The 23,904-nt window shown below is 64.3% G+C and carries 28 protein-coding genes and 1 tRNA gene; 15 read left to right on the top strand and 14 right to left on the bottom strand.

What is annotated here, in order from left to right; all coding sequences use genetic code 11:
* Positions 1 to 8: 8 nt before the first annotated feature.
* On the bottom strand, positions 9 to 401 hold the full coding sequence (gene kaiB / locus KBY74_RS00565; RefSeq protein WP_241518179.1) for a circadian clock protein KaiB: 393 nt from the start codon (positions 399 to 401) through the stop codon (positions 9 to 11).
* Positions 402 to 420: 19 nt separating this feature from the next.
* On the bottom strand, positions 421 to 1,281 hold the full coding sequence (locus KBY74_RS00560; RefSeq protein WP_254941011.1) for a circadian clock protein KaiA: 861 nt from the start codon (positions 1,279 to 1,281) through the stop codon (positions 421 to 423).
* Between the two features lie 195 nt (positions 1,282 to 1,476).
* Between KBY74_RS00560 and rplU the strand changes: the two genes are divergently transcribed.
* Complete coding sequence (gene rplU, locus KBY74_RS00555; protein WP_254941010.1) at positions 1,477 to 1,881, top strand: 50S ribosomal protein L21; 405 nt, start codon at positions 1,477 to 1,479, stop codon at positions 1,879 to 1,881.
* Positions 1,882 to 1,937: 56 nt separating this feature from the next.
* Complete coding sequence (rpmA, locus tag KBY74_RS00550) at positions 1,938 to 2,201, top strand: 50S ribosomal protein L27 (RefSeq protein WP_106502291.1); 264 nt, start codon at positions 1,938 to 1,940, stop codon at positions 2,199 to 2,201.
* Positions 2,202 to 2,281: 80 nt separating this feature from the next.
* On the opposite strand, the gene KBY74_RS00545 is transcribed toward rpmA, so the two are convergent.
* Both KBY74_RS00545 and KBY74_RS00540 read right to left on the bottom strand, forming a co-directional pair.
* A complete protein-coding gene (locus KBY74_RS00545) occupies positions 2,282 to 3,034 on the bottom strand; it encodes a bifunctional 2-polyprenyl-6-hydroxyphenol methylase/3-demethylubiquinol 3-O-methyltransferase UbiG (RefSeq protein ID WP_254941009.1) in 753 nt (250 codons plus the stop codon).
* Positions 3,035 to 3,065: 31 nt separating this feature from the next.
* Positions 3,066 to 3,794: a queuosine precursor transporter gene (locus KBY74_RS00540; protein WP_254941008.1), complete on the bottom strand. Its 729-nt coding sequence runs from the start codon at positions 3,792 to 3,794 to the stop codon at positions 3,066 to 3,068.
* A 42-nt stretch (positions 3,795 to 3,836) separates the two neighbouring features.
* Here KBY74_RS00540 and truB point away from each other — a divergent pair, with 42 nt between their 5' ends.
* A complete protein-coding gene (gene truB / locus KBY74_RS00535; protein WP_254941007.1) occupies positions 3,837 to 4,724 on the top strand; it encodes a tRNA pseudouridine(55) synthase TruB in 888 nt (295 codons plus the stop codon).
* Positions 4,725 to 4,752: 28 nt separating this feature from the next.
* Entirely contained in the window at positions 4,753 to 5,538 is a 786-nt protein-coding gene (locus tag KBY74_RS00530; protein ID WP_254941006.1) for a YebC/PmpR family DNA-binding transcriptional regulator, read from the top strand.
* Positions 5,539 to 5,595: 57 nt separating this feature from the next.
* On the opposite strand, the gene KBY74_RS00525 is transcribed toward KBY74_RS00530, so the two are convergent.
* Complete coding sequence (locus KBY74_RS00525; protein ID WP_254941005.1) at positions 5,596 to 6,573, bottom strand: proline iminopeptidase-family hydrolase; 978 nt, start codon at positions 6,571 to 6,573, stop codon at positions 5,596 to 5,598.
* A 111-nt stretch (positions 6,574 to 6,684) separates the two neighbouring features.
* Between KBY74_RS00525 and KBY74_RS00520 the strand changes: the two genes are divergently transcribed.
* Both KBY74_RS00520 and KBY74_RS00515 read left to right on the top strand, forming a co-directional pair.
* On the top strand, positions 6,685 to 8,178 hold the full coding sequence (locus KBY74_RS00520; RefSeq protein ID WP_254941004.1) for a DUF1254 domain-containing protein: 1,494 nt from the start codon (positions 6,685 to 6,687) through the stop codon (positions 8,176 to 8,178).
* Complete coding sequence (locus KBY74_RS00515; RefSeq protein ID WP_254941003.1) at positions 8,175 to 9,590, top strand: DUF1254 domain-containing protein; 1,416 nt, start codon at positions 8,175 to 8,177, stop codon at positions 9,588 to 9,590. The genes KBY74_RS00520 and KBY74_RS00515 overlap by 4 nt, the downstream gene beginning before the upstream one ends.
* Here KBY74_RS00515 and KBY74_RS00510 read toward each other — a convergent pair.
* Both KBY74_RS00510 and KBY74_RS00505 read right to left on the bottom strand, forming a co-directional pair.
* Positions 9,564 to 10,319, bottom strand: a complete 756-nt coding sequence (locus KBY74_RS00510) for a glucosamine-6-phosphate deaminase (RefSeq protein WP_261360176.1) — start codon at positions 10,317 to 10,319, stop codon at positions 9,564 to 9,566. The genes KBY74_RS00515 and KBY74_RS00510 overlap by 27 nt on opposite strands.
* Positions 10,320 to 10,321: 2 nt before the next feature.
* A complete protein-coding gene (locus KBY74_RS00505) occupies positions 10,322 to 11,614 on the bottom strand; it encodes a SpoIID/LytB domain-containing protein (protein WP_254941002.1) in 1,293 nt (430 codons plus the stop codon).
* Between the two features lie 72 nt (positions 11,615 to 11,686).
* Between KBY74_RS00505 and rnz the strand changes: the two genes are divergently transcribed.
* Positions 11,687 to 12,646 (top strand): ribonuclease Z, encoded by a 960-nt coding sequence (gene rnz, locus KBY74_RS00500; protein ID WP_254941039.1) that lies wholly within the window; start codon positions 11,687 to 11,689, stop codon positions 12,644 to 12,646.
* Positions 12,647 to 12,744: 98 nt separating this feature from the next.
* The gene (psbV, locus tag KBY74_RS00495; protein ID WP_254941001.1) at positions 12,745 to 13,266 is read left to right on the top strand and encodes a photosystem II cytochrome c-550; all 522 of its coding nucleotides are present in this window, start codon (positions 12,745 to 12,747) and stop codon (positions 13,264 to 13,266) included.
* A gap of 38 nt (positions 13,267 to 13,304) precedes the next feature.
* Here psbV and KBY74_RS00490 read toward each other — a convergent pair whose 3' ends face one another.
* The 4 genes from KBY74_RS00490 to serA form a co-directional block, all read right to left on the bottom strand.
* The gene (locus KBY74_RS00490) at positions 13,305 to 13,745 is read right to left on the bottom strand and encodes a hypothetical protein (protein ID WP_396123048.1); all 441 of its coding nucleotides are present in this window, start codon (positions 13,743 to 13,745) and stop codon (positions 13,305 to 13,307) included.
* A gap of 114 nt (positions 13,746 to 13,859) precedes the next feature.
* On the bottom strand, positions 13,860 to 14,159 hold the full coding sequence (locus KBY74_RS00485) for a ferredoxin (protein ID WP_106502300.1): 300 nt from the start codon (positions 14,157 to 14,159) through the stop codon (positions 13,860 to 13,862).
* Between the two features lie 141 nt (positions 14,160 to 14,300).
* Complete coding sequence (gene prmA, locus KBY74_RS00480; protein ID WP_254941000.1) at positions 14,301 to 15,221, bottom strand: 50S ribosomal protein L11 methyltransferase; 921 nt, start codon at positions 15,219 to 15,221, stop codon at positions 14,301 to 14,303.
* A complete protein-coding gene (gene serA, locus KBY74_RS00475) occupies positions 15,221 to 16,807 on the bottom strand; it encodes a phosphoglycerate dehydrogenase (RefSeq protein WP_106502302.1) in 1,587 nt (528 codons plus the stop codon). Before serA ends, prmA begins: the two co-directional genes overlap by 1 nt.
* 83 nt (positions 16,808 to 16,890) lie before the next feature.
* Between serA and KBY74_RS00470 the strand changes: the two genes are divergently transcribed.
* From KBY74_RS00470 to KBY74_RS00445, 6 genes are all read left to right on the top strand, one after another.
* Positions 16,891 to 17,394 (top strand): hypothetical protein, encoded by a 504-nt coding sequence (locus KBY74_RS00470; RefSeq protein WP_106502303.1) that lies wholly within the window; start codon positions 16,891 to 16,893, stop codon positions 17,392 to 17,394.
* On the top strand, positions 17,387 to 18,136 hold the full coding sequence (locus tag KBY74_RS00465) for a photosystem II S4 domain protein (protein ID WP_254940998.1): 750 nt from the start codon (positions 17,387 to 17,389) through the stop codon (positions 18,134 to 18,136). Before KBY74_RS00470 ends, KBY74_RS00465 begins: the two co-directional genes overlap by 8 nt.
* A 45-nt stretch (positions 18,137 to 18,181) precedes the next feature.
* A tRNA-Val gene (locus tag KBY74_RS00460) sits at positions 18,182 to 18,253 on the top strand.
* Positions 18,254 to 18,287: 34 nt separating this feature from the next.
* The gene (gene murD / locus KBY74_RS00455) at positions 18,288 to 19,703 is read left to right on the top strand and encodes a UDP-N-acetylmuramoyl-L-alanine--D-glutamate ligase (RefSeq protein WP_254940997.1); all 1,416 of its coding nucleotides are present in this window, start codon (positions 18,288 to 18,290) and stop codon (positions 19,701 to 19,703) included.
* Positions 19,704 to 19,758: 55 nt separating this feature from the next.
* Positions 19,759 to 20,217: an EVE domain-containing protein gene (locus tag KBY74_RS00450; protein WP_254940996.1), complete on the top strand. Its 459-nt coding sequence runs from the start codon at positions 19,759 to 19,761 to the stop codon at positions 20,215 to 20,217.
* Positions 20,214 to 20,981 (top strand): hypothetical protein, encoded by a 768-nt coding sequence (locus tag KBY74_RS00445; RefSeq protein ID WP_254940995.1) that lies wholly within the window; start codon positions 20,214 to 20,216, stop codon positions 20,979 to 20,981. Before KBY74_RS00450 ends, KBY74_RS00445 begins: the two co-directional genes overlap by 4 nt.
* On the opposite strand, the gene KBY74_RS00440 is transcribed toward KBY74_RS00445, so the two are convergent.
* From KBY74_RS00440 to KBY74_RS00430, 3 genes are all read right to left on the bottom strand, one after another.
* Positions 20,968 to 21,228, bottom strand: coding sequence for a DUF2811 domain-containing protein (locus tag KBY74_RS00440; RefSeq protein ID WP_106502308.1), 261 nt, complete (start codon positions 21,226 to 21,228; stop codon positions 20,968 to 20,970). The two genes, KBY74_RS00445 and KBY74_RS00440, sit on opposite strands and share 14 nt — an antisense overlap.
* 375 nt (positions 21,229 to 21,603) lie before the next feature.
* Positions 21,604 to 21,972 (bottom strand): DUF1818 family protein, encoded by a 369-nt coding sequence (locus KBY74_RS00435; protein WP_106502310.1) that lies wholly within the window; start codon positions 21,970 to 21,972, stop codon positions 21,604 to 21,606.
* Positions 21,973 to 21,980: 8 nt separating this feature from the next.
* Positions 21,981 to 22,211 carry a DNA-directed RNA polymerase subunit omega gene (locus KBY74_RS00430; protein WP_106502311.1) on the bottom strand — a complete coding sequence of 77 codons (231 nt, stop codon included), beginning with the start codon at positions 22,209 to 22,211 and terminating at the stop codon, positions 21,981 to 21,983.
* A 63-nt stretch (positions 22,212 to 22,274) separates the two neighbouring features.
* Between KBY74_RS00430 and KBY74_RS00425 the strand changes: the two genes are divergently transcribed.
* Positions 22,275 to 23,834 (top strand): Hsp70 family protein, encoded by a 1,560-nt coding sequence (locus KBY74_RS00425; RefSeq protein ID WP_254940994.1) that lies wholly within the window; start codon positions 22,275 to 22,277, stop codon positions 23,832 to 23,834.
* The last annotated feature ends 70 nt before the right edge of the window (positions 23,835 to 23,904 follow it).

Raw genomic sequence — 23,904 nt, 5'->3', positions numbered from 1 at the left:
AAAACTACTCAGGGCAGCGGCTCAAGAGAAGGGAGAGGATCTGTAGGAACCGAAACCGACGGATTTGCCATGCCGTCGGCGTCGCATAGTTCCTCTTCCAAAACCTCCTCACTAAGCTCTTCGTAGAGCAAATCAAGCCCGATCAGCACCCGCTCCCGATCGGAGAGATCGCCGATGATGCGGCGCACAGGCGGCGGCAAGATCTTGGCCAAGGTGGGGGTTGCGAGAATCTTGTCCTCCTCAGCCAGCTGAGGATTTTTCAAGACATCAATCACCTTCAAGGCATATACGCCCCGGAATTCCGTTTCCAGAATATTCCGCAGTGTTTTCAAGGCACGCATCGAGTTGGGCGTATTGCCCGCCACGTAGAGCTTGAGGATGTAGGTCTTGCGTGGAGTCATGGTTAAGAAACCTCCTGGTTCAAGCCGTCTTGGGCTGGCCGGACGCCTGGACCGGCAAACCAGTCAAAGGCGCATCGGGTGGAATGGAGCGGCGGTACATCTCGCAGAGATGGGCCATCACATCGAGCAGGGCCAGTCGATAATCCTGGAGGAAATCGTTCTTGTGCCCTTCCAGCTTGAGCTGCTTGGAGAAGCCATCAATGAGATTCATGTGAATCTCAACAGTTTTAGTAATGGGTAAATCACTGAAAAAAGCCGTATTGACGAAACTTTCCAAGGCCTGGTTTGCCGCCGCCGGATCCCGGAAATAACTGAGTAGCAGGTCTCGATAGGTGCGCTCTAGAGAATGGATCAGCTCTTCGCGCTCCCGCTCGCTCAGGTTACGTAGAAAGCGGGCTGGATCACGCTTGTAGAAAACCCCAACAAAGCCGACGCGGCCCTTCAACCGGTTGGCCAGCTTCCAGCGGTCGGGGGGTTCGGTGCTCTGGCCAGCAGGGGAGCTCTCGGAGCCGGCCAGGCCTTCACGTAAATAGCGGGAGACAGCCGCATCCAGGCTGTAGCTGAGCTGTTCAAGCTGATCGGGGGGCAGGTGCACCTCCGCTTCATGGAGTTCGATCTTCCCTCCCACGCCCCCGATCACCACCGCCGGCATCAGCAGTCCCAGATCCCCAAAGGCGCGGCAGTCATCTGGGCTGAGCCCCCCCTGCTCCAGCAGCACGGCGTCGAATTCCTCCCGTCGCTGCTCTAGCTCCACCAGGGGGTTGGTAGAGGGATCAACCCAGACCATGCGGCAACGCCCCCCGACCAGCCAGCGAGAGCATGCTTGCTGCAGGCGGGGATCTCGGATCAGAGAAGCGATGGTGAGGGCCGGTTCGGGCATGGACCGCGTTGGCAGCGGGGCAACCCGCGGGAAAGGCCCCTGAATGTTGACGAAAGGAAGGGCCGGGCGAGAGGATTATTGTTTGTTTTTCGATTGTGCGCCAGGCCGAATGACGCCAAGCCATTTTTAGGTCAGGGTTTATTGAAAACCTTGGCTCAAAAAGTGCTCCGTCAGCCTGGCCACGCTCCTGCCGCCATGAGCCCTACCACCGAATCCGCAGCCAAGAGCAGCGCCGAACCGGCCGCTCCCCAAGACGCCCCCACCAGTGGCGCCTACGCCATTGTTGAGGCATCAGGCCAACAATTCTGGCTGCAGCCGAACCGCTACTACGACCTCGACCGCCTTGGCATCGATGTCGACGGCACCTTGACCATCGACAACGTGTTGCTGGTCAACGACGGCAAAACCACGACCCTGGGCCAGCCGTACGTGAAAGGAGCCAGTGTTGAGCTCAAGGTGATGGCCCATCGCCGCGGCCCCAAGATCATCATTTACAAAATGCGCCCTAAGAAAAAGACCAGGCGCAAAAACGGTCACCGTCAGGAGTTGACCCGCGTGATGGTCGAATCGATTTCCTTAGGTGGCAAGGCTCTGGCCTGAGCTTTTTTTACCGCCCCTCTCCAATTTCCATTTCCACTAGCTGATACCCCCGATCCATGGCCCACAAGAAAGGCACAGGCTCCACCCGCAACGGCCGCGATTCCAACTCCAAGCGCCTCGGCGTCAAGCGCTACGGCGGTGAAACCGTGTGCGCCGGCTCCATCCTGATTCGCCAGCGCGGCACCTCCGTGCTGCCCGGGGTCAATGTTGGCCGCGGCTCCGACGACACCCTGTTCGCCCTAGTTGATGGCGTAGTCAACTTCGAGAGCATCAAGCGCGGCCTGCGCAACCGTAAGCGCATCAATGTTGCCATCGCCTGAATCGGCCCCAGGCCCTTAAAGCGATTCCTTACTGCCGGCGGATCTCCGCCGGCTTTTTTATGCCCCGGGCTACCTGCCCTTCAGGCCAATCGGTAGGCCCGGGTCGTGATCAGGTAGGGGTGAAACACCTCGAGAAAGCGGCTCTGCAGAGTGCGGAAAAAAGCCTCCACCAGCTCTGGGGCATCGAAGTGAAAGGGGTACTCGCCCTGAAATCCCTTGAAGAAATACCAGTTGAGTAGGGCGATGCCGGCTGGGGCGAGGTGCTCGGCAAACAGGGCCAGCTGGGCGGCAGGATCGCTCAGATGCTCCAGCACATCCAGGCAAACGATCGTGTCGAAGCGCCCGGGCAGGGCTGGATCATCCATATCCCGATAGCAGCTCAACTTGGCGCCCAAGCCCAGCTCGGCAGCGCGAGCCTGCACAAAGGCGCGATTGTGGGGATTGAGATCCACAAACCACACCCGCTCCACCTCGGGAAGAGCCGCCGCGGCCAGGGCATGGCTGCCGATGCCGCCGCCGAAGTCGAGCACCTGACCGCGGGCAAAGCGCTGCTGCAGCCGCAGGGTGTCAGCGATGTAGTCGGCGCTGCCTAGGTGCCAGGCCGCCAACTCCAGCAGATGGCCGGTGCCAACAGTGTCTTCATAAAAGCGACCCGCCTGGTCTGGATCAAAGGCACCGGGGTGCAGGGCGGCCAGGTCGTCGGTGCTGCTGGGCAGGCGGCGCTCCAGCTCCTCGGGAGAAATGTCGAGGAAGCTGGCCAACTGGGGGCGCAGGGCGAAGCCATCAGCCAAGAACCGCTCCACCCCGAACTCCAGCTCCCCTGCCGCGCCCATGCCTTGCCATGCCCTTTAGATGAGCGTCAACCTAGGAGCCAGCCCCGATACGGGCCTCTTCCACAAGTTCAGCCCCTTCTCCCGGCACTTCTAACCAGCGCCGCAGCCAGGCCACCAGGCCATAGAAGGGCAGGGTGTCCGCCAGTGCTGCCACAAGTTTGAACAGGTAACCACTGGCGATGAAGGAGGCCAGCTGGGGTACCACCGGCTCGCCGGGGCGCACCGGCAGCACATGGCTGGCGTAGTGACTGATCAGCACCACGGCGCTGGTATCCACCAGCTGGCTAACCAGGGTGGAGCCGTTGTTGCGCAGCCATAGGGCCTTGCCCCCACTGAAGCGCTTCCAGAAATGGAAAAGGCGCACGTCGGTGAACTGGGCCGCCAGGTAAGCCACCATCGAGGCGCCAACCGCGCCGAAGGCGAGCCGGCGCACCTCAAAAAAGGTGGCATCGGGCGCGCCTGCCAGCCCCGGCAGGATGCCGCCAAGCCAAAGGATCAGCACAATCCAGCCGTTTAGCAGCAGACCCACCCACACCAGCTGGGAAGCCTTCTGCTCGCCCCACAGCTCACTGATCAGGTCGGTGCAGAGAAAGGTGATCGGATAGGGCAGGGCCCCCACCGCCACCACGATCGGCCAGGAGCCAATCGTGCCCAACTGCAGAAAGCGGGTGAGGCCAAGGATGTTGAGCATGCCCATGGTGCCCAGGAAGATCCCAGCCAGCACCAGAAACGCCAGGTCGCGGCGCTGCTGCAGGGTCATTGGAGCTGAACATGGGACGCTGCAAGGGTGACGCTCCGATCCATGGCTGACCAGCCCTGCGGCTTTTTGGTGCTCGACAAGGCGGCGGGACTCACCTCCCACGCCTGTGTCGCCCGGGTGCGGCGCGCCTACAAGCTCAAGCGGGTGGGCCATGGCGGCACCCTGGATCCAGCAGTCACCGGGGTGCTGCCAATCGCCCTAGGGCCCGCCACCCGGCTACTGCCCTACCTCGAGGGCGACAAGACCTATCAAGGCGTCGTCCAACTGGGAGTGAGCACCGTCAGCGACGACCTGGAGGGAGAGGTGCTGGCCCGCTTTGCCGTGCCAGCTTTGGTGGCGTCGGATCTGGAGGCGGCCCTGGCAGCCTTTCGTGGCACGATCGACCAGGTGCCGCCCCAGGTTTCAGCCGTGCACGTGGAGGGTCAGCGGGCCTATGCCCTGGTGCGCCAGGGCGAGCAGGTCGAGCTGGCCCCCCGAGCGGTCACAATCCAGCGGCTGGAGCTGCTGGGCTGGGATGCCGCCACCGCCAGACTGGAGCTGCTGGTGCACTGCTCAGCCGGCACCTACATCCGCTCCCTAGCCCGCGACCTTGGCGAGGCGCTGGGCTGCGGTGGTGCCCTGGCGAGGCTGCGCCGCACCGAGGCTCTTGGCTTTGGCCTCAAACAGGCCGTGCCATTGGAAGCCCTCGATCAGGCGCCATTGCCCGACCTGCTGAATCCGCTGGCAGCTCTGGGGCACCTACCCCAACGGCAGCTGCTCGATGCGGAACTTGAAGGCTGGCGCTGCGGCCGCGCCCTTGACCATGGGCTGTCGCTGGAGGAAGGAGAGCCCGTGGCGGTGCTGGGGCCGGATGGCAACCTGGCCGGCATGGCTCGCACCAGTGAAGGCGGCCTCTTGCAGCCCAAGCTGGTGTTCAACGCAACCGGCTAGCCCCTCGCTCCTCTCCCCCCGCACCCCGATGGCCGGCCACAGCAAGTGGGCCCAGATAAAACGCAGCAAGGCCGTGGTGGATTCCAAACGCGGCGCCGTGTTCACCCGGCTTGGCAGGGAGATCATGGTGGCGGCCCGAAGCGGGGCCGACCCCGCCGGCAACTTCCAGCTGCGCACCGCCATCGAGAAGGCCAAAGCCGCAGGTGTGCCTAACGCCAACATCGAGCGAGCCATCGCCAAAGGTTCAGGGCAAGGCGGTGGCGCTGGCGAAACCTTTGAGGCGGTGCGCTACGAGGGCTACGGCCCCGGTGGCGTGGCGGTGCTGGTGGAGGCCTTCACCGACAACCGCAACCGCACTGCCGCCGAGGTGCGCCTGGCCTTCGGCAAGCATGGCGGCAACCTGGGCGAGACCGGCTGTGTGGGCTACCTGTTTGAGCAGCGCTCGGTGGTGCAGCTCGCCGCCGGGGATGGCCAAGCCATCGATGAAGAAACTCTGCTGGAGGGGTTGCTGGCCCTGGAGGAGCAGGGCGGACCCGCCGCCCTCGGCTACAGCCCTCTTGAGGAAGGGGGGCTGGAGGTGTTCGGCAACTTCGCAGACCTGGAAGCCCTGCAGGACGGCCTGCGGCACCAAGACTGGGTAGTGGTGGGTTGGGAACACCGCTGGATTCCCCAGACCGCCTGCCCCCTAAGCGACGCCGAAACTCTGCGTGCCTGCCTGCGCATGCTTGATGCCCTCGAGGACCTGGAAGATGGGCGCAGCGTTACCAGCAACCTGGAGGCCGACGAGGGGCTGCTGGCGGCGGTGATGGGCTGAGAGCAGCTGCGCTAGGGAGTGGCGCTAGGCAGCAGCGCTAGGGAGTAGCTAACCCACTTAAGGATCCTCTCGAATCGTTTGGGCATCAACCCGCCGCAGAAAATCGATCAGACCCTGGATATAAACCACCTGGTCATCAACCATCGCCATATGGCTTCCATTCGGGCAGTGGAGATGGGAACCCCGCGGCAGAGCCTTGGCCATAGCCGCCATCTGCTGGGGATTCATGGTGTCGTGGGCGGCACCAATGGTGAGAGTGGGAACCTGAATCCGTGATAGGTCAGCCCTGCGATCCCACTGGGCCAACTTGCCACGCGCGCCCAGCTCACTGGGGCCCTGCATGGGGATGTAGACCTTCGGATTGAGGTGCTCAAATGCACGCAGAACCGAATCGGGCCATTGCGCATAGGGTCGGCGCAACACATGGTGCTCGTAGTGGTGCGGAATCAACAACTCCATGTAGCGTGGGTTGTCGTAATCCTCGGCAGCTTCGATGGCTTGGAGCTCGGCCAGAACGCCCGCCGGCAGTTGACGTAGAAAATTTTCTTCAGCGTAACGATTATACTCGGGCACACTCCAAACCATGTTAGAGATTATTAATCCCTTCAGATGCTGCTGGTGGCGCAGCGCATACTCAATCGCCAGAATCCCGCCCCAGGAGTGACCGAGCAAGAAAAAATTGTTGCCATCGAGAGCCAGGGCTTGGCGCACCTGCTCCACCTCATCGACAAATCGCTCGATCTCCCAGAGATCAGCGTGATCAGGCTGGCTGCTGTGATGCGAACCCAACTGATCGTAGAAATAGAGCTCGACTCCCGCCTGGGGCAGAAAACTGTCGAACACCTCGAAATACTCGTGGGTGCAGCCAGGCCCGCCATGGAGCAGCAACAACTTGATGCTCGGACTCGCACCACTGCGAAGTGTCCAAACCTCAAACGTGCCGTAAGCAGTCCGAACCGGAATCTTGCGAACACCGGAAGCGGGCGGAGCTGGATGGTTTGTCATAAACAAGGTCGATGAAAAATCCTCACCCAATCGTGACTAGCGCATCGTTCAGCCGCCACACGACTTTGTGTGACCCGGCGGCAAACAGCGGCGAGGTTCCTCACTAATAATTAGTACGCGACCCCCCTAGCACCCCGCTTAATGCCCCCTGTCCGCCCCGCAGCGCTATCCCTGGGAATCCTGGCCCTGCTGGCCCCCCTGAGCAGCCCGTCCCTGGCCCAGGCCGCACCCACCGCCTCAGCCAAAACCAGCGTGGACACGCCGGCTTTGGGACGCCTGCAACTGGAGAACGGCTACCCCACGGCCGCCACCGCCCGCAAGCTCTACGACACCCTCGACCTGCAGCGGGCCACCCAGGGCTACCTGTGGGCCCTGCCCGCGGTGGGCTTCAAGGCCCTCTACGACGCCCAGGCGAAAACCATGGGCGTGCGCAACGGCGATGTGCTGCTCTACCGCACGCTGCAGGACAAGGCGGGGATGCTCACCCCCAACATCACTACCCTCTACGCCTTCAGCTTCTGGGATCTGGCCAAGCAGGGGCCGCTGGTGGTGGAGGTGCCGGCCGGGCTCACCGCCGGCGGCGTGCTCGACATCTGGCAGCAGCCGATCACCGACCTGGGCCAGACCGGGCCCGACAAGGGCGCCGGCGGCAAGTACCTGATCCTTCCCCCCGGTGGGCCGGAGGTGGTGGCCCCGGGCTACCGCATCTTCCGCTCCCCAAGCAACCAGGTGTGGTTCGGCACCCGGGGCCTGGCGCCGGACAAGGCCGTGGCCGAGGCCACCGTGCGCCAGCACCGTCTCTACGGCTGGAACGAACGCACCAACCCAGCGGCCACCGGGTACAGCGAGGTGGGCGGGCGCCCCTGGCAGTCGGCCCAACCCGCCGATCTCTCCTACTGGCGGCTGCTCAGTGATCTTTACGCCAATGAGCCCGTCGCCCCCCGCGATCGGATGATGTTTGGGATGCTGTCGCCCCTGGGCATTGCGCCGGGCCAGCCTTTCAAGCCCGATGCCCGGCAGGCACGAATCCTCAGCGAGGGGGCCCAGCTGGGTGACCTGATGGCCCGCACCATCGCCTACGACAAGCGCACCCCTGGAGCCACGGTGTACCCCGGCAAGCACTGGGAGTACGCCGTCCTGTTTGATCTGAATCAGGAATCCCCCGACAAGCTGCGGGTTCAGTTCGACGAACGCAGCTCCTGGTTCTACGAGGCCATAGCAATGTCGGTGGGGATGCAGGGCCGGGTGGTGGGCTTCGGCCAGGTGTATCTGGAGGCCTCCAAAGATGCCAAGGGCCAATGGCTCGACGGCAGCCGCAGCTATCGCATGCGCGTGCCGGCCAATGCGCCGGTGAAGCAGTTCTGGTCGATCACCCTCTACGACAACCTCAGCCGCGGCCCGCTGATCACCCCCCAGGGCGCCGCCGACCTCAGCTCCCGCAAGCCCGATCTGGCGAGCAACGCCGACGGCTCGGTGGATGTGGATTTCGGGCCAATCCGGCCTGCCGGTGCCAAGAACTGGATCCAGACCACTCCAGGCAAGGGCTGGTTTGCCTACTTCCGCTTCTACGGCCCCACCGAGCCCTATTTCGCCAAAACCTGGCAACTCAACGACATCACGACGATCCAGCCATGAAGACCAGCAACCAGCGTCCGCCCAGAAGCCTGGGGCTGATCCTCGCCCTGATGGCAGTGACCAGCGCCGCGCCGGGACCAGCCCTAGCCGCCTCTGTGGCGCCAGCCCCCACCCCCGCCGAAGCGAAGGCCATCGCCGCTGAGGCCTGGCTCTACGCCTATGCCCCCCTGCAGGGCTACCAGACCTTCTGGAACCAGACTCAGAACAAGGCCTTTCCGGGCTATGTGGGCGGCTTCAACCGATTCCGTCATTACAGCCGCTCCGCCACCCCGGCCGACACCGACATCGTCACCCCCAACAACGACACGCCCTATTCCTGGACCTGGCTGGATCTAAGGGCTGAACCGATCGTGCTGAAGCTGCCAGCCGTGCCGGCACCCCGCTATTACGTAAACCAGTGGGTCGACCTCTACACCCACAACTTCGCCTACACCGGCGTGCGGGCCACGGGGCGCGGCGCCGGCACCTATTTGTTTGCCGGCCCCCGTTGGCAGGGCAGCGTGCCCAAGGGGATCACCAAGGTGTTCCGCGCCGAGACAGATTTCGTAGGCAGCCTCACCCGCACCCAGCTCAACGGGCCCGGGGACATCCCAGCGCTTCAGGCGCTGCAGGCGAAATACCAGTTGATCCCCCTTTCGAGCTTCGAAGGGACCAAGCCGCCCAAGCCCGCTCCGCCGGTGAACTGGCCCGCCTGGGATCCGGCAAAGGCCGAGGGAATCGGCTTCATCGGCTACCTCAACGCCCTGCTGCCGTTCATGCCCACCGTGCCGTCGGAGCAGGGGATGATGACTCGCTTCGCCCGCATCGGCATCGGCCCGGGGCGGCCCTTTGACCCCAAACAACTGACTCCCGCCACCCGCAGCGCCATCGAGGCCGGGGTGGCCGCCGCCGCCACCAACCTGCGCAGCAAGGCCCTGGCCCAGAGCAGTTCCAAGGGCTTCTTCGGCACCCGCGAGGAACTCGGGAGCGATTACCTCACCTACCGGGCCATGGGGGCGATGCTGGGGATCTACGGCAACAGCAGTTCCGAGGCCTTCTACGCCACTCAGCAGAAAGGCCCCGACGGCAAGGTGCTCGATGGCCGCCGCCAGTGGGTGCTGCGCTTCCCCGCCGGCCAGCTACCGCCGGTGAGTGAGTTCTGGTCGATCACGATGTATTCACTCCCCCAGCGATTGCTGGTGGCCAATCCGATCAACCGCTATTCGATCGGGGATCGCACCGAGGGCCTGAAGCTGGGGGCAGATGGCTCCCTGGAGATCTATCTCCAGCATGAAAACCCAGGCCCAGCCAAGGTCTCCAACTGGCTGCCGGCTCCTGCTGGGCCCTTCTTCTTCGTGGGCCGTCTCTATGGGCCAGGCCCGTCGGCCCTTTCAGGGCAATGGCAGCTACCTGCCCTGCAGGAACGTCCCTAGGGCCGCCCGATCCGCCACTACCTCCAGCCGGGGGTGGTGCTGCAGCCAGCTGGCTGGCACCTCAGGGCAGGGGGGCTCCTGCAAAGCCCGTTTCAAAATGGCCGCCTTGCTGGCCCCGGTGACCACCAGCAGGATCCGCTCTGCCGCCAGGATCTCCGCCAATCCAAGCGTGATCGCCTGGGCCGGCACCGCCTCGGGATCGCCGCCAAAGGCACCAGCGTTCTGGGTCCGGGTGGCGGCGCTGAGGGTCAGGCAGCGGCAGGGGGCTTGAGCTCCGCAGGGGGGCTCGTTGAAGCCCACATGGCCGTTTAAGCCCAAACCAAGCAGCTGCAGCCCCACACCACCAGCAACCGCGAGGGCGGACCCGTAGCGCCTGGCCTCAGCCTGGGGATCGGCCGCCAGGCCATCGGGCAGCAGCACCTGCTCAGGCTGCAACCCCAAGGTGCGCTGCAGCCGGGCAGCCATGAAGGCCGCAAAGGAACGGGTATCGGTGGCCGCCAAGCCCACATATTCATCCAGGTTGAAGCTCAGCCAGCCCTGGCGGATCGCCTGCTGTTGCGCCCCACTGAGCTGCTCAAGCTGCTGGGCTAAGGCCGCGTAGACAGGCTCCATGGTGCGGCCCGTGGCCAGTCCCAGGGGAAGCCGGGGCCGCTGCAGGCACTCTTCCAGCAGGCGGGACGCCACCGCAGCAGCCACGGCCGGCCCATCAACGAGGGAGCGCAACTCCAACTTCAGGGGCTGACGTAGGGGCGCAACTCCGTTCCGCGGTAGTAGTGATGCAGGATCTGCTCGTAGCTCTGGCCCCGGTTGGCCATGCCGTGGGCGCCCCACTGGCTCATACCCACACCATGGCCGAAGCCCCGGCCGATCGCCAGCAGCGAAGGCGGCGGCAGTTGCACGGGCACCTGATCCGGGCTGATGGCAGGCTCGGCTAGCCCACTCTGGTCGGCAGCCCGCGGCATCAGCGGCGGCAAGGCCGGCAGGGCCGCCAGCTGTGGGGCCAGCACCTCAAAGCGCACCATGGTGCTCTTGAGCCCCAGGCGGCTGCGCAGCTGGGCGCCGGTGAGCACCAGGGTGCCGGCAGGGCCAGTCACCCGCGCCTGGCGCACCCGACCGGAGCCGGTGGTGGCGAGCACATCGATGCGCTGGGCACCGCCGATCTCGCCAAACGCCTTCTGCAGCTGCTCAGGCTCCAGGCGCAACTGCCAGGCGTGCACCGGGCTGTGCTGATCAAAATCGGGCACGCTCACCAGGTAGGGAAGCTGCTGGCTCCAGAGATCACCGCTGTTTTCGGTGCTGCCACCGGCGCTGCTGTGAAAAACCGCGTTGGCCAAGCTGGGACCAAACATCAACACCTGGCCGCGGGTGCTAACCACCGCCTGACGGGTTGAAGGGGTTTCCGCCTCAACACCCTTGTAAACCTGGCTGGAAACGGTGGCGCTCACGTCAAAAGCGGCAGCTGGCTTGCGCTGGCGCAGGGCATAGGTGCGGGCGGCCACCGCCTGAGCGCGCAAGGCCGCCTGGGGCCAGCTCGCCGGCATCTCGCTAGCCACCACGCTGGGAAGGTAGGCCTCGAGGGGCAAATGGTTCACGGCCTGTAGGGATGAGCTACCCACAAGCACCTGCAGTCGGCCGCGATAGCCCCGCTGCTGTAGCTGAAAATCGGCGCCTTCCTGGGGGCTGAACTGCAAATCCAACGGGGGGCCAGCGGACTGGGCTGCCGGCTCCAGCCAGAGCTCTCTAACTGCAGGCAGTCGCTCCACGCCGGCGGCGCGTTCCAGCACAAGGCTGCCGGCAGCCAGCTGCAACACCACCGGCTCGAGCGGCGCCAGCGACCAGCGCTGGCTACCGGCCCGCAACACCAAGGGCTGCTGAGGCGCCGCCAGCGTGAGCTTGACCGTTTCGAGCAACAGCACCCGCACCTGCGGGTTGGCCTGCTGGGCCCGCAGCTGTCCCGGAGCAGCACCGGTCAGCACCAGGGCGCTTGCCAGCAAAGACACCAGGGGAAAGCGCAATACGGGCACGGAGGCTGCTTCTCCCGACTCAGGGGGCCCATTGTGCCCGGCGTGGCAACATGCGCCAGAGGCAGCACGACCGTGCAGGTCACCTTTTTAGGCACCAGCTCCGGTGTGCCCACCCGGGGCCGCAATGTCTCGGCCGTGGCGCTGCGTCTGCCCCAGCGCAGCGAGCTGTGGTTGTTCGACTGCGGCGAGGGCACCCAGCACCAGTTTCTGCGCAGCGACCTGCGGGTGAGCCAGCTGCGGCGGATTTTCGTCACCCACATGCACGGCGACCATGTATTTGGCCTGCCCGGCCTGCTGGCCAGCCTCGGCCTGGCGGGCACCTGCACGGGCATCGACCTCTACGGCCCCGATCCCCTGCGCGACTACCTCGAAGGGGTGCTGCGCACCTCCTCCACCCGGATCAGCTACCCCCTTCGCACCCACCGGGTGCGATCCGCTGCCGAGAGCGGTGCCCTGCTCCTCGATGACGACGACCTCACGGTGCGCTGCACGCCGCTGACCCACCGGGTGCCTGCCTACGCCTACCGGGTCGATCAGAAGCCGCGGGCTGGCCGCTTCGACGTGGAGCGAGCCAAGGCCCTCGGCATCCCGCCAGGGCCGATCTACGCCGAGCTCAAGGCTGGGCGCGACATCAGCCTTGAAGACGGCCGGATCATCAATGGCGCCAGCCTTTGCGGCCCCGATCGCCCGGGGGCCAGCGTTGTTTATTGCACCGACACCGTGTTCTGCGAAGCGGCGGTGGAGCTGGCCCGCGGCGCTGACCTACTGATCCACGAATCCACCTTTTCCCACGCCGAAGCGGAGCTTGCCTACCAGCGCCAGCACTCCACCAGCACGATGGCGGCCCAAACCGCCCTGGAGGCCGGCGTCAAGCAACTGGTGCTCACCCACCTGAGCCCTCGCTACATGCCAGGCAATCCGATGACCCCCGACGACCTGGTAGCGGAAGCCCAATCCATCTTTGCCAACACCCTGGTGGCCAAGGATTTCCTCAGCATCGACATCACCCCATCCGAACCAGCCACGGCCTAGCCCTGCAACAGTTCGCGTTAATCGGCTGCGGAGGGCCCTTTCCCCGTGATACAAGGTCTCCGATGCGGTCTTTACCGCCTACCCGCCGGCTTTTTCCAATGGCCTCCTCCTTCCCCTCGGCTGCCCTCCGCAAGGCGGTTCGCGTTCTTGCTCGAACCATGCTGGCCCTGCTGCTGTTCATGGGCTTCGGCAGCCCGGCTCTGGCAGCCGCCTGGACCACAGAGCAGCTCACCGTGCCCGCCACGCCAGACGGCACCCTGGTGACCTTCAGCGAGCAGGAGATCAAGGCCGGTCGCAAGGTGTTCAACAGCAGCTGCGGCGAGTGCCACGCCGGTGGCATCACCAAAACCAATCAGAACGTGGGCCTCGACCCTGAGACTCTGGCCTTGGCGACGCCGTCGCGGGACAGCGTTGAGGCCCTAGTGGACTACATGAAGGACCCCACCTCCTACGACGGGGAATACAGCATTGCTGACGTGCACCCCAGCATGCGCAGCAGCGACATCTTCGTGAAAATGCGCGACCTCGACGACGACGACCTGCGCCTGATGGCTGGCTACATCCTGGTGTCCCCCAAGGTTCAGGGCATCCAGTGGGGCGGCGGCAAGATCTACTTCTAGCCTCAGATCAACTTTTAATACCAGATCAACTTTTAGCCTCAATCCCCTTGTTCAGCCGGTGCAACAGCACCGGCTTTTTTATTGGCCGTAAAAGGCGGTGGCTTGCAGTTGGCCAGGTCTAGGGAGGTGGGCTGCTTGCTGTACCACCACTCCTGCAACTGGGATTCAAGCCGCATCGGGAACAGGGTGATAACCGTGCGGGTGGGGCGGGCGCCGGGCTGCAGCAGCTCAACGGCATAGGACGGGCAGCGGCGGGAGGCCAGATCAGGCACAAAGCGCCGGCCGATGCGCCGCCAGCTTGGCTCCTTGCTATGCCAGGCCAACCGACAGCAGGGCCAGGGCAACTCCTCGCGATCAAACAGGCGGCAGCAGGGGCCCAGCACCCGATAGCTGTAGTGGCCGCCGGGGCTGGTGTGCTCGCTCCCTGGCTCCAGCAGGGCTGCGACGTTGCCCCGGGAGGGGGGTGCCTGGGCTGACACAGAACTGCGGCTCGGGAATGACAGCAAAAAGCCACCCCTAAGGGTGGCAGAGAAGTTCAGATTGCTCAAGCGCAGGTCCGGGATTTGCCGAGCCTGCGCAGGCTGATCTGGGGCTCAATAGAGCTCTTCTTCGGCGTGGGTCTTGATGGTGCAGTCGCTGGTGGGGTAGGCCACGCAGGTGAGCACAAAACCAGCTTCGATCTGGTCGTCATCGAGGAAGCTCTGGTCGCTTTGGTCGACGGTGCCAGAGGTCAGCTTGCCTGCGCAGGTGGAGCAAGCGCCGGCGCGGCAGGAGTAGGGCAGATCAACGCCCTGCTCTTCAGCAGCGTCGAGGATGTACTGGTCATCAGGAACCTCGATGGTCTTGTTGAGGCCTTCGCTCTCGCTGATGAGGGTGACCTTGTAGGAAGCCATGAAAAAGAATGGGGCTCACAGGCACCCGGAAGCCGGGCCTGTAGGACTCGCCCTTCATACATCCGCCGGACGCCCTAACTGTCGATTTGGCGGCCAGAACGCTGGAAGGCCAATCAAATTGAAGGCACAGATCAGCGTGCCTTATGCGACACGCCGGATCGTCATCAGGCCCCACTGGCTTTGTTCGGCCGTGAGTTCGGCCTGCCAGCCCTCGTCCCGCAGGGCCAGCTGCAACGCCGGAGCCTGGTCAACGAGCAAGCCACTGAGCAGACCCACGCCATTGGCAGCCAACACGGTGTTGAAGGCTGGACAAAGGGCCTGAATCACCGGAGCAAGGATGTTGCAGAGCAAAAGGTCGGCCGGCTGCCCCTCGAGCAGCTCAGCCAGGGCTTCTACCGAGCCCAGTTGCACCCGCACTTGAGGCGTGAGCCCGTTGAGGGCGGCATTGTCGGTGGTGGCTCGCACTGCCAGCGAATCGGTATCGACAGCCGCTACCGAGGCCGCGCCCAGCCGCAGGGCAGCCAGGCCCAGCACGCCGCTACCGCAGCCGAGGTCGGCCACCCGCAGGCCAGCCAGCCCCTCTGGCGTCATGGCGGCCAGCAGCTCCAAGGCCTCCAGGCACAGCCTGGTGGTGGGATGGCTGCCGGTGCCGAAGGCACTGCCCGGATCCATGGCAATTAGCTTCCGCTCGGCATGCTCGGGCGGACAGGGCAGCCACGCAGGCAGGATCAGCAGCCCCTTGCCCACAGGATCGGCCTGCCAGTGCTGCTTCCAGCTGAGGCTCCAGTCTTCATCGGCCTGCTGACTCCACAGCAGCGGGGGCAGGGCCAAGCCGAAGGGCTCGGCCAGTGGCGCCAGAGCCAGAGCCAGCTGCTGCCGCTCCGGCTCAGGCCAATCGATCGCCGGCAACCAGGCAATCAGCTGACGCTGGCTGGGGGTTTCGGGGCGGTGCTGAACCGCAACCCGAGGTATGCCCAGGTCAGCGAGCTTCCAGAGCAGGGATTCCTCCAGCTCCGGCAGGGAGGCCAGCTCCAGTCGCCACCAGCCCGGAGCAGCAGCCATCAAAGGGTTACCGGGTGGGCTTCCTGAATGCCGTTGATGGCGTGCACCGAGACCAGCAGGCTGGGGGGGATGGGGTCATCGAGGCTGAGCACCATCACGGCGTCACCACGCACGATGCGGCGGCCCACCTGCATCGAGGCAATGTTGACGTTGTGCTCGCCCAACAGGGAGCCCAACTGGCCGATGATCCCGGGCATGTCCCGGTGGCGAGTGAACAGCATGTGGCGGCTTGGAGCCACGTTCACCGGAAATTCATCGATGGTGGTGATGCGCAGCTCGCCTTCGGCGAACACCGCTCCGGTAACGCTGTGGCTGGCCTGGGAATTGCGGCAGCTGAGCTGCAGCGAACCACCGGCGAAATCGCGACTGGCGTCATCCTTGACTTCAAGCACGTGGATGCCTCGCTCCTTGGCCTCCAAGCTGGCGTTCACGTAGTTGATGCTGTCGCCCAGGGCGGTGGAAAGCAGACCCTTGAGGGCCGCCACCACCAGGGGCTGGGCCGGGTGGGCGGCGAAGTCGCCCTGGAGTCTCACCTCAAGCTCACTGATCGGGCCACCAGCCAGCTGGCTCAGCAGCTGACCCAGGGTTTCGGCCAATTGCAGGTGGGGCTTGAGCTGCTCCATCACCTCGGCATTGAGGCCAGGGATATTCACGGCGCTGCGGGCAGGCAAGCCAAGCAGTACGTCGCGGATCTGCTCGGCCACATCGATCGCAACGTTTTCCTGGGCTTCTTCGGTGGAGGCACCCAAATGGGGCGTGAGGATTAGGCGCTCCTTCACCTGCCGCAAGGGCGAACCTGCCTCTAGGGGCTCTTTGGCGTAAACATCAAGGGCCGCGCCGCCGATGGTGCCGTTCTCAACCGCCTCAGCGAGGGCCGCTTCGTCAATGATGCCGCCGCGGGCGCAGTTAACGATCCGCGCCGTCGATTTCATTGTCTTGAGCAGCTCCGCGTTCACCAGGTTCTCGGTGTCTGGGGTGCGGGGCAGGTGCAGGCTGACGAAGTCAGCTTCGGCAAACAGGGCGGGCAGGGGCAGCAGTCGGACCTGCATTTGCTGGGCCCGCTCGGCAGATACGTAGGGGTCGTAGGCCATCACGTCCATGCCCATCGCCTTGGCCACCCGGGCCACGTGGGAGCCGATCTTGCCGAGACCCACCACGCCCAGCTTTTTCTTGTAGAGCTCGTTGCCAACGTATTTCTTGCGATCCCAGCCGCCGGCCATGGTGCTGGCATGGGCGTGGGGCACGTGGCGCGACAGGGCCAGCATCAGGGCTAAGGCCTGCTCAGCGGCGGCGATGGTGTTGCCCTCCGGCGAGTTCACCACAAGCACACCGCGCTTGGTGGCCGCCGGCACATCGACGTTGTCGACGCCGACGCCGGCTCGGCCAATGATCCGCAGCTTGTCGGCCGCTTCGATGATTTCGGCAGTCACCGTGGTGCCTGAGCGAATCATCAGGGCGTCGTAGTCGCCGATGATCGCCTTGAGCTCCTCGGGGGGCAGGCCAGTGCGTACATCAACCTGAGCCACCTGGGACAGGATGTCGATCCCCGCCTGGTCGATGGGATCCGAAACGAGAACCTTTGTCATGCCCGGCGGTGCGAAGCGGAGAGCCGGCCGTGCAGTGTAGTGAGCGGCGAGAATCGCCCCAACAACACTGAGCAGGGCGCAGCGTGGGCACAAGTGTGGTGGTAGTTCTGAACGACCGCAAAAGGTTGCATCAGCTTCGGGATCGACTGGCCGAGCTGCAGCCGCCGCTGCTGCAGTTGGAGGCCATCGGCGAGGGAGAGCAGGCCATGGCCGAGGTGGCCCGGCTAAACCCTGCGGTGGCACGGCGGGCCCGCCAGCAGGGCATGGCTCGCTGGCTAATTCCCTTTGGCTTTTTGGCTGGCCTCACCTTCACCTACATCACCGATCTGGACACCTTCGCCTTTGCGGGTGCCTGGAGCCAGCACCTGATCGGCGCCCTGCTCGGCATGGGTTCAGGCTGGATGGGCAGCTTTGCAGCCGCCGCGAGCGTGCGCTCCGAAGAGGACGACCGCATCCGCAGCCTGCGCAACCGGGTGGAAGAAGGCAACTGGCTGCTGCTGGCCGAAACAGCTAACGGCGTCGATATGCCCTGGATTTCCCTGCAGCAGGCCAAACCCCTGGCGGTGGTGCGACTGGGCGATGGCTAGGGACCTTGAAGCCGTGATCGCTGCCGCAGAACTGGCCCTGCGGACCTGGGAGCCGGTATGGACCCCCTTTCTTGATGGGGCGTTGCTTGAGCAGGCCCAAGAGCACCTGGCAGGGCTGGCCGAGCTGGAGATGGCCAGCCGGGGGGGCTACCCAGGAGCTGAACGCCAGCGTCTGCTTTTGCAGCGCTACGACGCAGCCATTGATGCCGATGAAGTTGCCGCCGGCCTGATGGGCCTGGAGCTGGGCGGCAATTTCCTATTTGACCCGGCTGAGCGACAAGACTTCCGCTCGGGCCTGCTAGCCCTCGGCGCTGCGGAGGGAGAGCTGGGCGATCTCTGGCTGCGAGGCGACCGGGGTGCCCAGGCAATTCTCACGGCTGCTCAAGCTGCTGCCCTTGATGGCCGCACCGCTGTGGTGCGCACGGTGGAGGTGGCCCTGGAAGCCCGCCCCCTGCATGAGTTGCAACTTCCGGCGCCGCGCCTGCCCCGCCGCTTTCAAACCGTGGAAGCCTCCCTGCGCCTCGATGCGGTGGCCTCTGCCGGATTCGGCTTATCTCGCAACCGCATGGCTGAGCTGATCCGCCAAGGCAGAGTGAGACTCAACTGGCAGCCAGTCAGCAGTCCCAGCCGGCCGCTGACGGTGGGAGACCGGGTTCAGCTGGAGGGCCGGGGCGAACTGCAGCTTGAGACGGTCACAGCAACCAAGCGGGAGCGCTGGCGAATCGAGCTGGTGCGCTGCTGAGTGATTACCTGAATCAGGCCTACCTGTAACCTGGCAAAGCTTCTGGGGCGATTAGCTCAGAGGTAGAGCACTACCTTGACACGGTAGGAGTCACTGGTTCGAATCCAGTATCGCCCATTTTAAAAGTTCAGTATTAGCCCTAAGTTTCGAGATGGCAGATGCAACAAGGGAATTGACCGTTGTTGTTGGACTTGCTCGTTCAGGGATTGGTGCTGCTCGGCTGCTTAACCATCTCGGCCATGCGGTGCTGGTGATTGAGAGCCAATCCAGCCCAGCACTTGAAACCAAAGCGAGCGAGTTGCGCCAGGCAGGCATTGATGTGCAGCTTGGCGTGCCCCTCCACGGCGACGCCTTTGCCGCCCTTGGCCCTACTACCGCAACCGTGGTGGTGAGTCCAGGAATCCGCTGGGACCATCCCACCCTGGTGGAGCTGCGCAACTCAGGAGTAAGCACCAAAGGCGAAATGGAGCTGGCTTTCCAAGCCAGTGGCGACGTGCCCTGGATCGGCATCACCGGCACCAATGGCAAAACCACCGTTACCCACCTGGTGAGCCACCTGCTTCAGCACGCTGGGCTCGATGCCCCCATGGGCGGCAACGTTGGCTTCTCTGGGGCCGAGCTGGTGCTGGAGCGACTGGAGCGCGGCGATCCCCAACCCAACTGGCTGGTGATGGAGCTCAGCAGCTATCAGATCGAATCGGCCCCTCAAGTAGCTCCACGGGTGGGAATTTGGACCACCTTGACCCCCGACCATCTCGAGCGCCACGGCACTATCGAGGCCTACAGGGCCATCAAACACAGCCTGTTGGAGCGTTCCACGTCGCCCATACTCAATGCCGATGACGCCGACCTTCGCGCCCATGCCGCCGGCTTGCAGCGGGCCATCTGGGTCACCGCCGGCAGCCGGGAGGACCTCCCACCCACGATCCAGCCCAGTCTCTGGATCGAAGCTGGCCAGGTATGGCAAGCCCCCCAGCCCGGCGAGACCGGCCCCGGCAAACTTTTAATGGCTGCGGATTGCCTAGCCATGCCCGGCGCCCACAACCGCCAAAACATGCTGCTGGCCGCTGCGGCCGGGCTCGAAGCCGGCTTGAGCGGCGCCCAGATGGAGCAAGCCTTCCGCTCCTTTACCGGCGTGCCCCACCGGCTTGAGCTCATCCGCGAGCAGCAAGGCATCAGCTTCTACAACGACAGCAAGGCCACCAACTACGACGCCGCCGAGGTGGCGCTGCATGCCCTGGACGGTCCGCTAGTAGTGCTAGCCGGTGGTGAATCAAAGCAGGGAAATCCCAATAGCTGGCTGGCAGCCTTGCAACAGAAAGCCGCAGCGGTGGTGCTCTACGGAGCTGCCCAGGCTGAGTTTGATCAACTACTTAGCCAGGCAGGCTTTAGCGGAGTTGTGCACTGCTGCGACAATCTGGCTGAAGCCGTGCCCCTAGCCGACCAGTTAGCCCGCAGCCATCGCTGCCTAGCGGTACTGCTTTCCCCTGCCTGCGCCAGCTTTGACCAATACAACGATTTTGAGGCCCGTGGTGATCATTTCCGCGAGCTGGTGATGTCGCTGTAAGGGCGTTCAGCTATCTAGCTCCTAACATTCGCGCACCAGGCGACCGCAACGGGCCATGGCCTATTGGTTGATGAAAAGCGAGCCCGATGTCTATGGGATTGACCATCTGCAGCGGGAGGGCAGCACCCTATGGGACGGCATTCGCAACTACCAGGCCCGCAACTTTATGCGGAGCATGCAAATTGGCGATCGGGCTTTTTTCTACCACTCCAACACCAAACCACCAGGCATCGTGGGCTTGATGGAGGTGGTTGAAACCCAGATTGTCGACCCCAGCCAATTTGATCCCAACTCCAAATATTTCGATCCCGCCGCAAGCCGGCAAAAGCCCCGCTGGGACTGTTGCCGGCTGCGCTACTTACGCCACTTCCACCAGCTGCTCAGCCTGGATGCCTTACGGGAAAACTTCAGCCCAGAGCAGCTGGGGGTGGTGAAGCGGGGCAACCGTCTTTCGATCCTGCCGGTTGAGCCCAGCAGTGCCAAGCGACTGCTGGAGCTGCTTGAGTCACCATGAGCCAACTGGCCCGGATCAGCCCCAAGCCCCCCCTAGCCATCCGCAGCGCCGTCGAGCGGGGCTGGGCTGCCTTCAGCCACTGCCCCTGGGTGCTGATGGGGTTCACCCTGCTGAGCGGCGGCGCCAATTTGGCTGCCCAGCTGCTTTATCGCTACGAAAGCAGCCTGGTGCTGTCGCTGCTGGGCAAGCCCGACCCCGTCGCTATAACCCTGGCGGCGGCGGCCTGGATCATCTATGCCCTTACCGGGCTTTGGCTGGTGGTGGGGTTGATGCGGGGGGCCCAACTAGCTCTCAATCAGAGGCGACCCAGGCTGGGAGCACTGATCCGGGTCGATGGCAGAGCGATGTTGCGCTGCTTTGGAACCGTGGTGCTGATCCTGGTGGTGCTGGCACTGATAGTGCGCCTGGCCCAGGCGAGCTCCTGGCTGCTCACGATGATTCAACCTCTGTTAGCCCCCCTACCGCTGGTGGCGGGTTTGGCTGCCGTTATTTATTTGAGCGCCGATCAAATTCTGAGCCTGCCGCTAGCCCTAATCGGAGGGCTTACCCCCCTGGCAGCCTTTCGCAGCGGTCGGGCCGCCACCGATCCCCACTGGCTCCAAGCCCTTGGCCTAACCCTGGTGCTGCTGGCCATGGTGCTGGCCGGCTTCCTGGTGCTGCTCATCGGGCTGGTGGTGGCGTTACCAGTGGCGGCCTGCACCCTCACGGCCGCCTACCAGCAACTCTTCGGCCAGGAGGACCGGGGCCAGCTCACTGCTGCCTGAAGCTCGCCTGGGCGGGAAAGAGATTTGCCAGGTAGCAGCGGGTGACTTCCCGGTCGCCAAGGCCGTTCTGCACCAGGAAACCAGCCAGGGCAGCTTGAAACAACCGGTATTGATCCCAATTGGGGTGCTGCTCGATAAAGCCACGCATCGAGGCCAGTAAGGCCTCAGGCACCTCTGCGCGAAAGCTCACCGTTAAGCCTTCCCCCTCCACGGGAGCTTGAGCTCGGACGGGAGTCTGCAGATCCATGAGAGATAACGGCCTTGTGTGGCACCAGTTCTCCACATCGGGGCGGGGCCGTCAAATGGCCTGGCGAAGCTGCCCTGGCCAGCCTCCAAAGCTAAGAACCCAGCTCTGCCAGAGCATTTGCCATGGCCCCCTCGCCTTTGGGCCAAGCGGTGAGGCTGGAGCCAGCGCTGTCAAGGGGAAAGGCTCTGGCAGCGAGCTTCTCCCCAGGCCCTAGTGGGCAAGCCCCATCTGAACAACTGACCTGGGGAAAAACTGAGCAAAACTAAGAGTGATCTGGGGGCTGGGCGGGAATACGGCAATGATCAGCAGTGCTAAACAGCTTCAACTGCCGCTGGGTCTCAGCTGCAACCGTGCTGGCTTGCCCACATGCCCCAGCTAGCCGCCAGCCCCCTGTGCCAGGGCCGCCACCAAAGCCGCGCTAGGCCCGGGTAGCCAGCTGCCCTCAACGGCACGGCAATCAGCCCCAGGCGTGAGCACAAACCGCAGCGACCAGGCGTTGCGGTCGCCTTCCAAGGCAATCCACAAAGGGCCGCGCTCGAGTTCAATGCTGATCGACTCTTCAGCCATCAACTGACTGGCCAGATCATGGTGCTCTTGCACCAACTGCACCAGAGCCTGACCCAGCCCCCGGGCCTCCTCCGCTGTGAGCTCAGAGGCCCAGCCCTGGCCACCAATCAAAAAAGAAAAGGGGTGGCGGGCTGAATCCTCCAGCCACCTCCACCCCTCACCTTCTTGAACACGCATCCGCCGAATCAGCCGGGCAGCAAATCGGGCTGGTCCTGCTCATCGCTCATTTCGATGATGGCCCGCTGCACGGGTTTGATCATCGAATCGTCAAGCAGGCCATCGAAATCATCGAAACGACGCTGCTTAGCCCTAAAAGCAATCTTCACCGTGGTGAGGTAACGGTTGCTGGTGTGGCGGATCAGGCTCTCGGCCCGCTGGGCCAGTTCCTTGTGGTTGACATCAATACCGCTCTGCATGGGCAACCTTGCAATCACCTCAACCTAGGTCAACAACGGCAACTCCCCGTTTAGAAGGGTGTAATGCGGGGCACGCTGGCGATTGATCTAGGCAGCAGCACCACGGTGGTGGCCTACCAGGGGCCAGACACCGCGGCCAAGCTGCTGGCCCTGCCGCCGTACAGCACCAGCGAGCCGGTTGCGGTGCCAACCCTGCTATGGCTCAGCGATCCAGCAATGCCACGGCCCCTGATCGGTCGCCAGGTATTGGAGGCGGGCCTGGCCCACAGCGATTGCCCCCAGTTGCATCGGGACTTCAAACGACAAATCGGCGCGCTCCCCTGCCCGGCGCCCGAACCACCCCCAGCCTTGCCACTGCGGCCAGAACAGGCCGGAGCCTTGCTGCTGAGGCAGCTCTGGGCCGCCCTGCCGCCAGGGCTTGCGCCCGAGCGGCTGGTGCTGACCGCTCCTATTGACAGCTACCCCCGCTACCGCCAATGGCTGCAGGAGGTATGCAGCGAGCTAGAGGTGCCTGAGCTGGCCCTGGTGGACGAACCCACCGCCGCAGCCATCGGTGCGGGGTTGCCTGCTGGCAGCACGGTGCTGGTGGTGGACCTGGGAGGCGGCACCATCGACCTATCCCTGGTGGCCCTAGAGGGTGGCGAAGGACGCCCGGCGCCCATGGCCCAGCTGCTGCGCTTCGCCGGCCGGGATCTGAGTTCAAGTCGCCAGGCCCTGCGCTGTGCCCGGGTGATAGGCAAGGCAGGGGTGGCCCTGGGAGGCCGGGATATAGATCGCTGGATCGCAGCCCACCTTTGTCCCGGAGCCCCCCTTGATGGGGCCCTGCTGGAGGCAGCTGAATCGCTCAAATGCCAGCTCAGCAGCGCCGAAGAGGCCCTGGTGTTCTGGAGTCCTGCAGGCCTGCCTCCCCAACCTCTGCGGCTGAGTCGCAGCGGCCTAAACGCCTTGTTGGTGGAGCGGGGCTTGCTGGCCCAACTCGATGATCTGCTGGAGGTCGTGTTGGCGGGAGCCCGACGCGATGGCCTGGCCCCAAACCAGATCACCGCCCTGCTGCCGGTTGGTGGCAGCAGCCGCATGCCCCTGATCCACCAATGGCTGCAGGAGCGCTGCGGCGGCATTCCCCTGCAGGAAAGCCGGCCGGTGGAAGCCGTAGCCCTGGGGGCCCTGGCCCTCACCCCCGGGGTGCGGGTGCGGGATGTTTTGCGCTACGGAATTTGCCTGCGCTGCTGGGATCAGCGCTCCAGCCGCCATCACTGGCAACCGCTGTTTGTGGCGGGACAAACCTGGCCGAGTGAGCGGCCGCTGGAAATCGTGCTCGCCTGCAGCAGCCCCAACCAGCGAAGCCTGGAGCTGGTGCTGGGAGAACCAGACAACGAAAGACGCAGCGAGGTGGTGTTTGAGGCCGGGCTACCGGTGCTGCGTCCGCGACCAGCGGGGCAAGCCCGAGTGATGCCCTGGAGCGAGCAACCCCCAGACCTTGCCCTGGACGTGCCGGGACAGCCTGGCGAGGACTGTCTGCGGTTGTCTTTTTCTGTCAACGACCAGGGCCAGCTGGTGCTGGAGGTCACGGACCTACGCAGTGGTCGCCTCAGCGCCCCCCAACTTCTGGGCCCGGTGCGCTGAGAGTTAGAGGCAAAGTCAAGTGGACGCCGCAAGCGCTGCCCTCCGCTGACGGCATCTCGGCCGCAGCGTC

The organism is Cyanobium sp. A1C-AMD, assembly GCF_024346495.1.
GTDB classification, from domain to species: Bacteria; Cyanobacteriota; Cyanobacteriia; order PCC-6307; family Cyanobiaceae; genus Cyanobium_A; species Cyanobium_A usitatum.
Note: the sequence above shows the minus strand (reverse complement) of the source record. Positions and strands in the feature narration are given on the sequence as shown.

Coding starts and splice junctions, on each gene's coding strand:
- KBY74_RS00540 (WP_254941008.1), bottom strand. CDS start 3,794: ATGACCCTGCAGCAGCGCCGCGACCTGGCGTTTCTGGTGCTGGCTGGG.
- rplU (WP_254941010.1), top strand. CDS start 1,477: ATGAGCCCTACCACCGAATCCGCAGCCAAGAGCAGCGCCGAACCGGCC.
- KBY74_RS00560 (WP_254941011.1), bottom strand. CDS start 1,281: ATGCCCGAACCGGCCCTCACCATCGCTTCTCTGATCCGAGATCCCCGC.
- prmA (WP_254941000.1), bottom strand. CDS start 15,221: ATGGCTGCTGCTCCGGGCTGGTGGCGACTGGAGCTGGCCTCCCTGCCG.
- kaiB (WP_241518179.1), bottom strand. CDS start 401: ATGACTCCACGCAAGACCTACATCCTCAAGCTCTACGTGGCGGGCAAT.
- rpmA (WP_106502291.1), top strand. CDS start 1,938: ATGGCCCACAAGAAAGGCACAGGCTCCACCCGCAACGGCCGCGATTCC.
- serA (WP_106502302.1), bottom strand. CDS start 16,807: ATGACAAAGGTTCTCGTTTCGGATCCCATCGACCAGGCGGGGATCGAC.
- KBY74_RS00450 (WP_254940996.1), top strand. CDS start 19,759: ATGGCCTATTGGTTGATGAAAAGCGAGCCCGATGTCTATGGGATTGAC.
- KBY74_RS00545 (WP_254941009.1), bottom strand. CDS start 3,034: ATGGGCGCGGCAGGGGAGCTGGAGTTCGGGGTGGAGCGGTTCTTGGCT.
- psbV (WP_254941001.1), top strand. CDS start 12,745: ATGGCCTCCTCCTTCCCCTCGGCTGCCCTCCGCAAGGCGGTTCGCGTT.
- KBY74_RS00485 (WP_106502300.1), bottom strand. CDS start 14,159: ATGGCTTCCTACAAGGTCACCCTCATCAGCGAGAGCGAAGGCCTCAAC.
- KBY74_RS00440 (WP_106502308.1), bottom strand. CDS start 21,228: ATGGATCTGCAGACTCCCGTCCGAGCTCAAGCTCCCGTGGAGGGGGAA.
- KBY74_RS00445 (WP_254940995.1), top strand. CDS start 20,214: ATGAGCCAACTGGCCCGGATCAGCCCCAAGCCCCCCCTAGCCATCCGC.
- KBY74_RS00515 (WP_254941003.1), top strand. CDS start 8,175: ATGAAGACCAGCAACCAGCGTCCGCCCAGAAGCCTGGGGCTGATCCTC.
- KBY74_RS00465 (WP_254940998.1), top strand. CDS start 17,387: ATGGCTAGGGACCTTGAAGCCGTGATCGCTGCCGCAGAACTGGCCCTG.
- KBY74_RS00435 (WP_106502310.1), bottom strand. CDS start 21,972: ATGCGTGTTCAAGAAGGTGAGGGGTGGAGGTGGCTGGAGGATTCAGCC.
- truB (WP_254941007.1), top strand. CDS start 3,837: ATGGCTGACCAGCCCTGCGGCTTTTTGGTGCTCGACAAGGCGGCGGGA.
- KBY74_RS00530 (WP_254941006.1), top strand. CDS start 4,753: ATGGCCGGCCACAGCAAGTGGGCCCAGATAAAACGCAGCAAGGCCGTG.
- murD (WP_254940997.1), top strand. CDS start 18,288: ATGGCAGATGCAACAAGGGAATTGACCGTTGTTGTTGGACTTGCTCGT.
- KBY74_RS00430 (WP_106502311.1), bottom strand. CDS start 22,211: ATGCAGAGCGGTATTGATGTCAACCACAAGGAACTGGCCCAGCGGGCC.
- KBY74_RS00425 (WP_254940994.1), top strand. CDS start 22,275: ATGCGGGGCACGCTGGCGATTGATCTAGGCAGCAGCACCACGGTGGTG.
- KBY74_RS00520 (WP_254941004.1), top strand. CDS start 6,685: ATGCCCCCTGTCCGCCCCGCAGCGCTATCCCTGGGAATCCTGGCCCTG.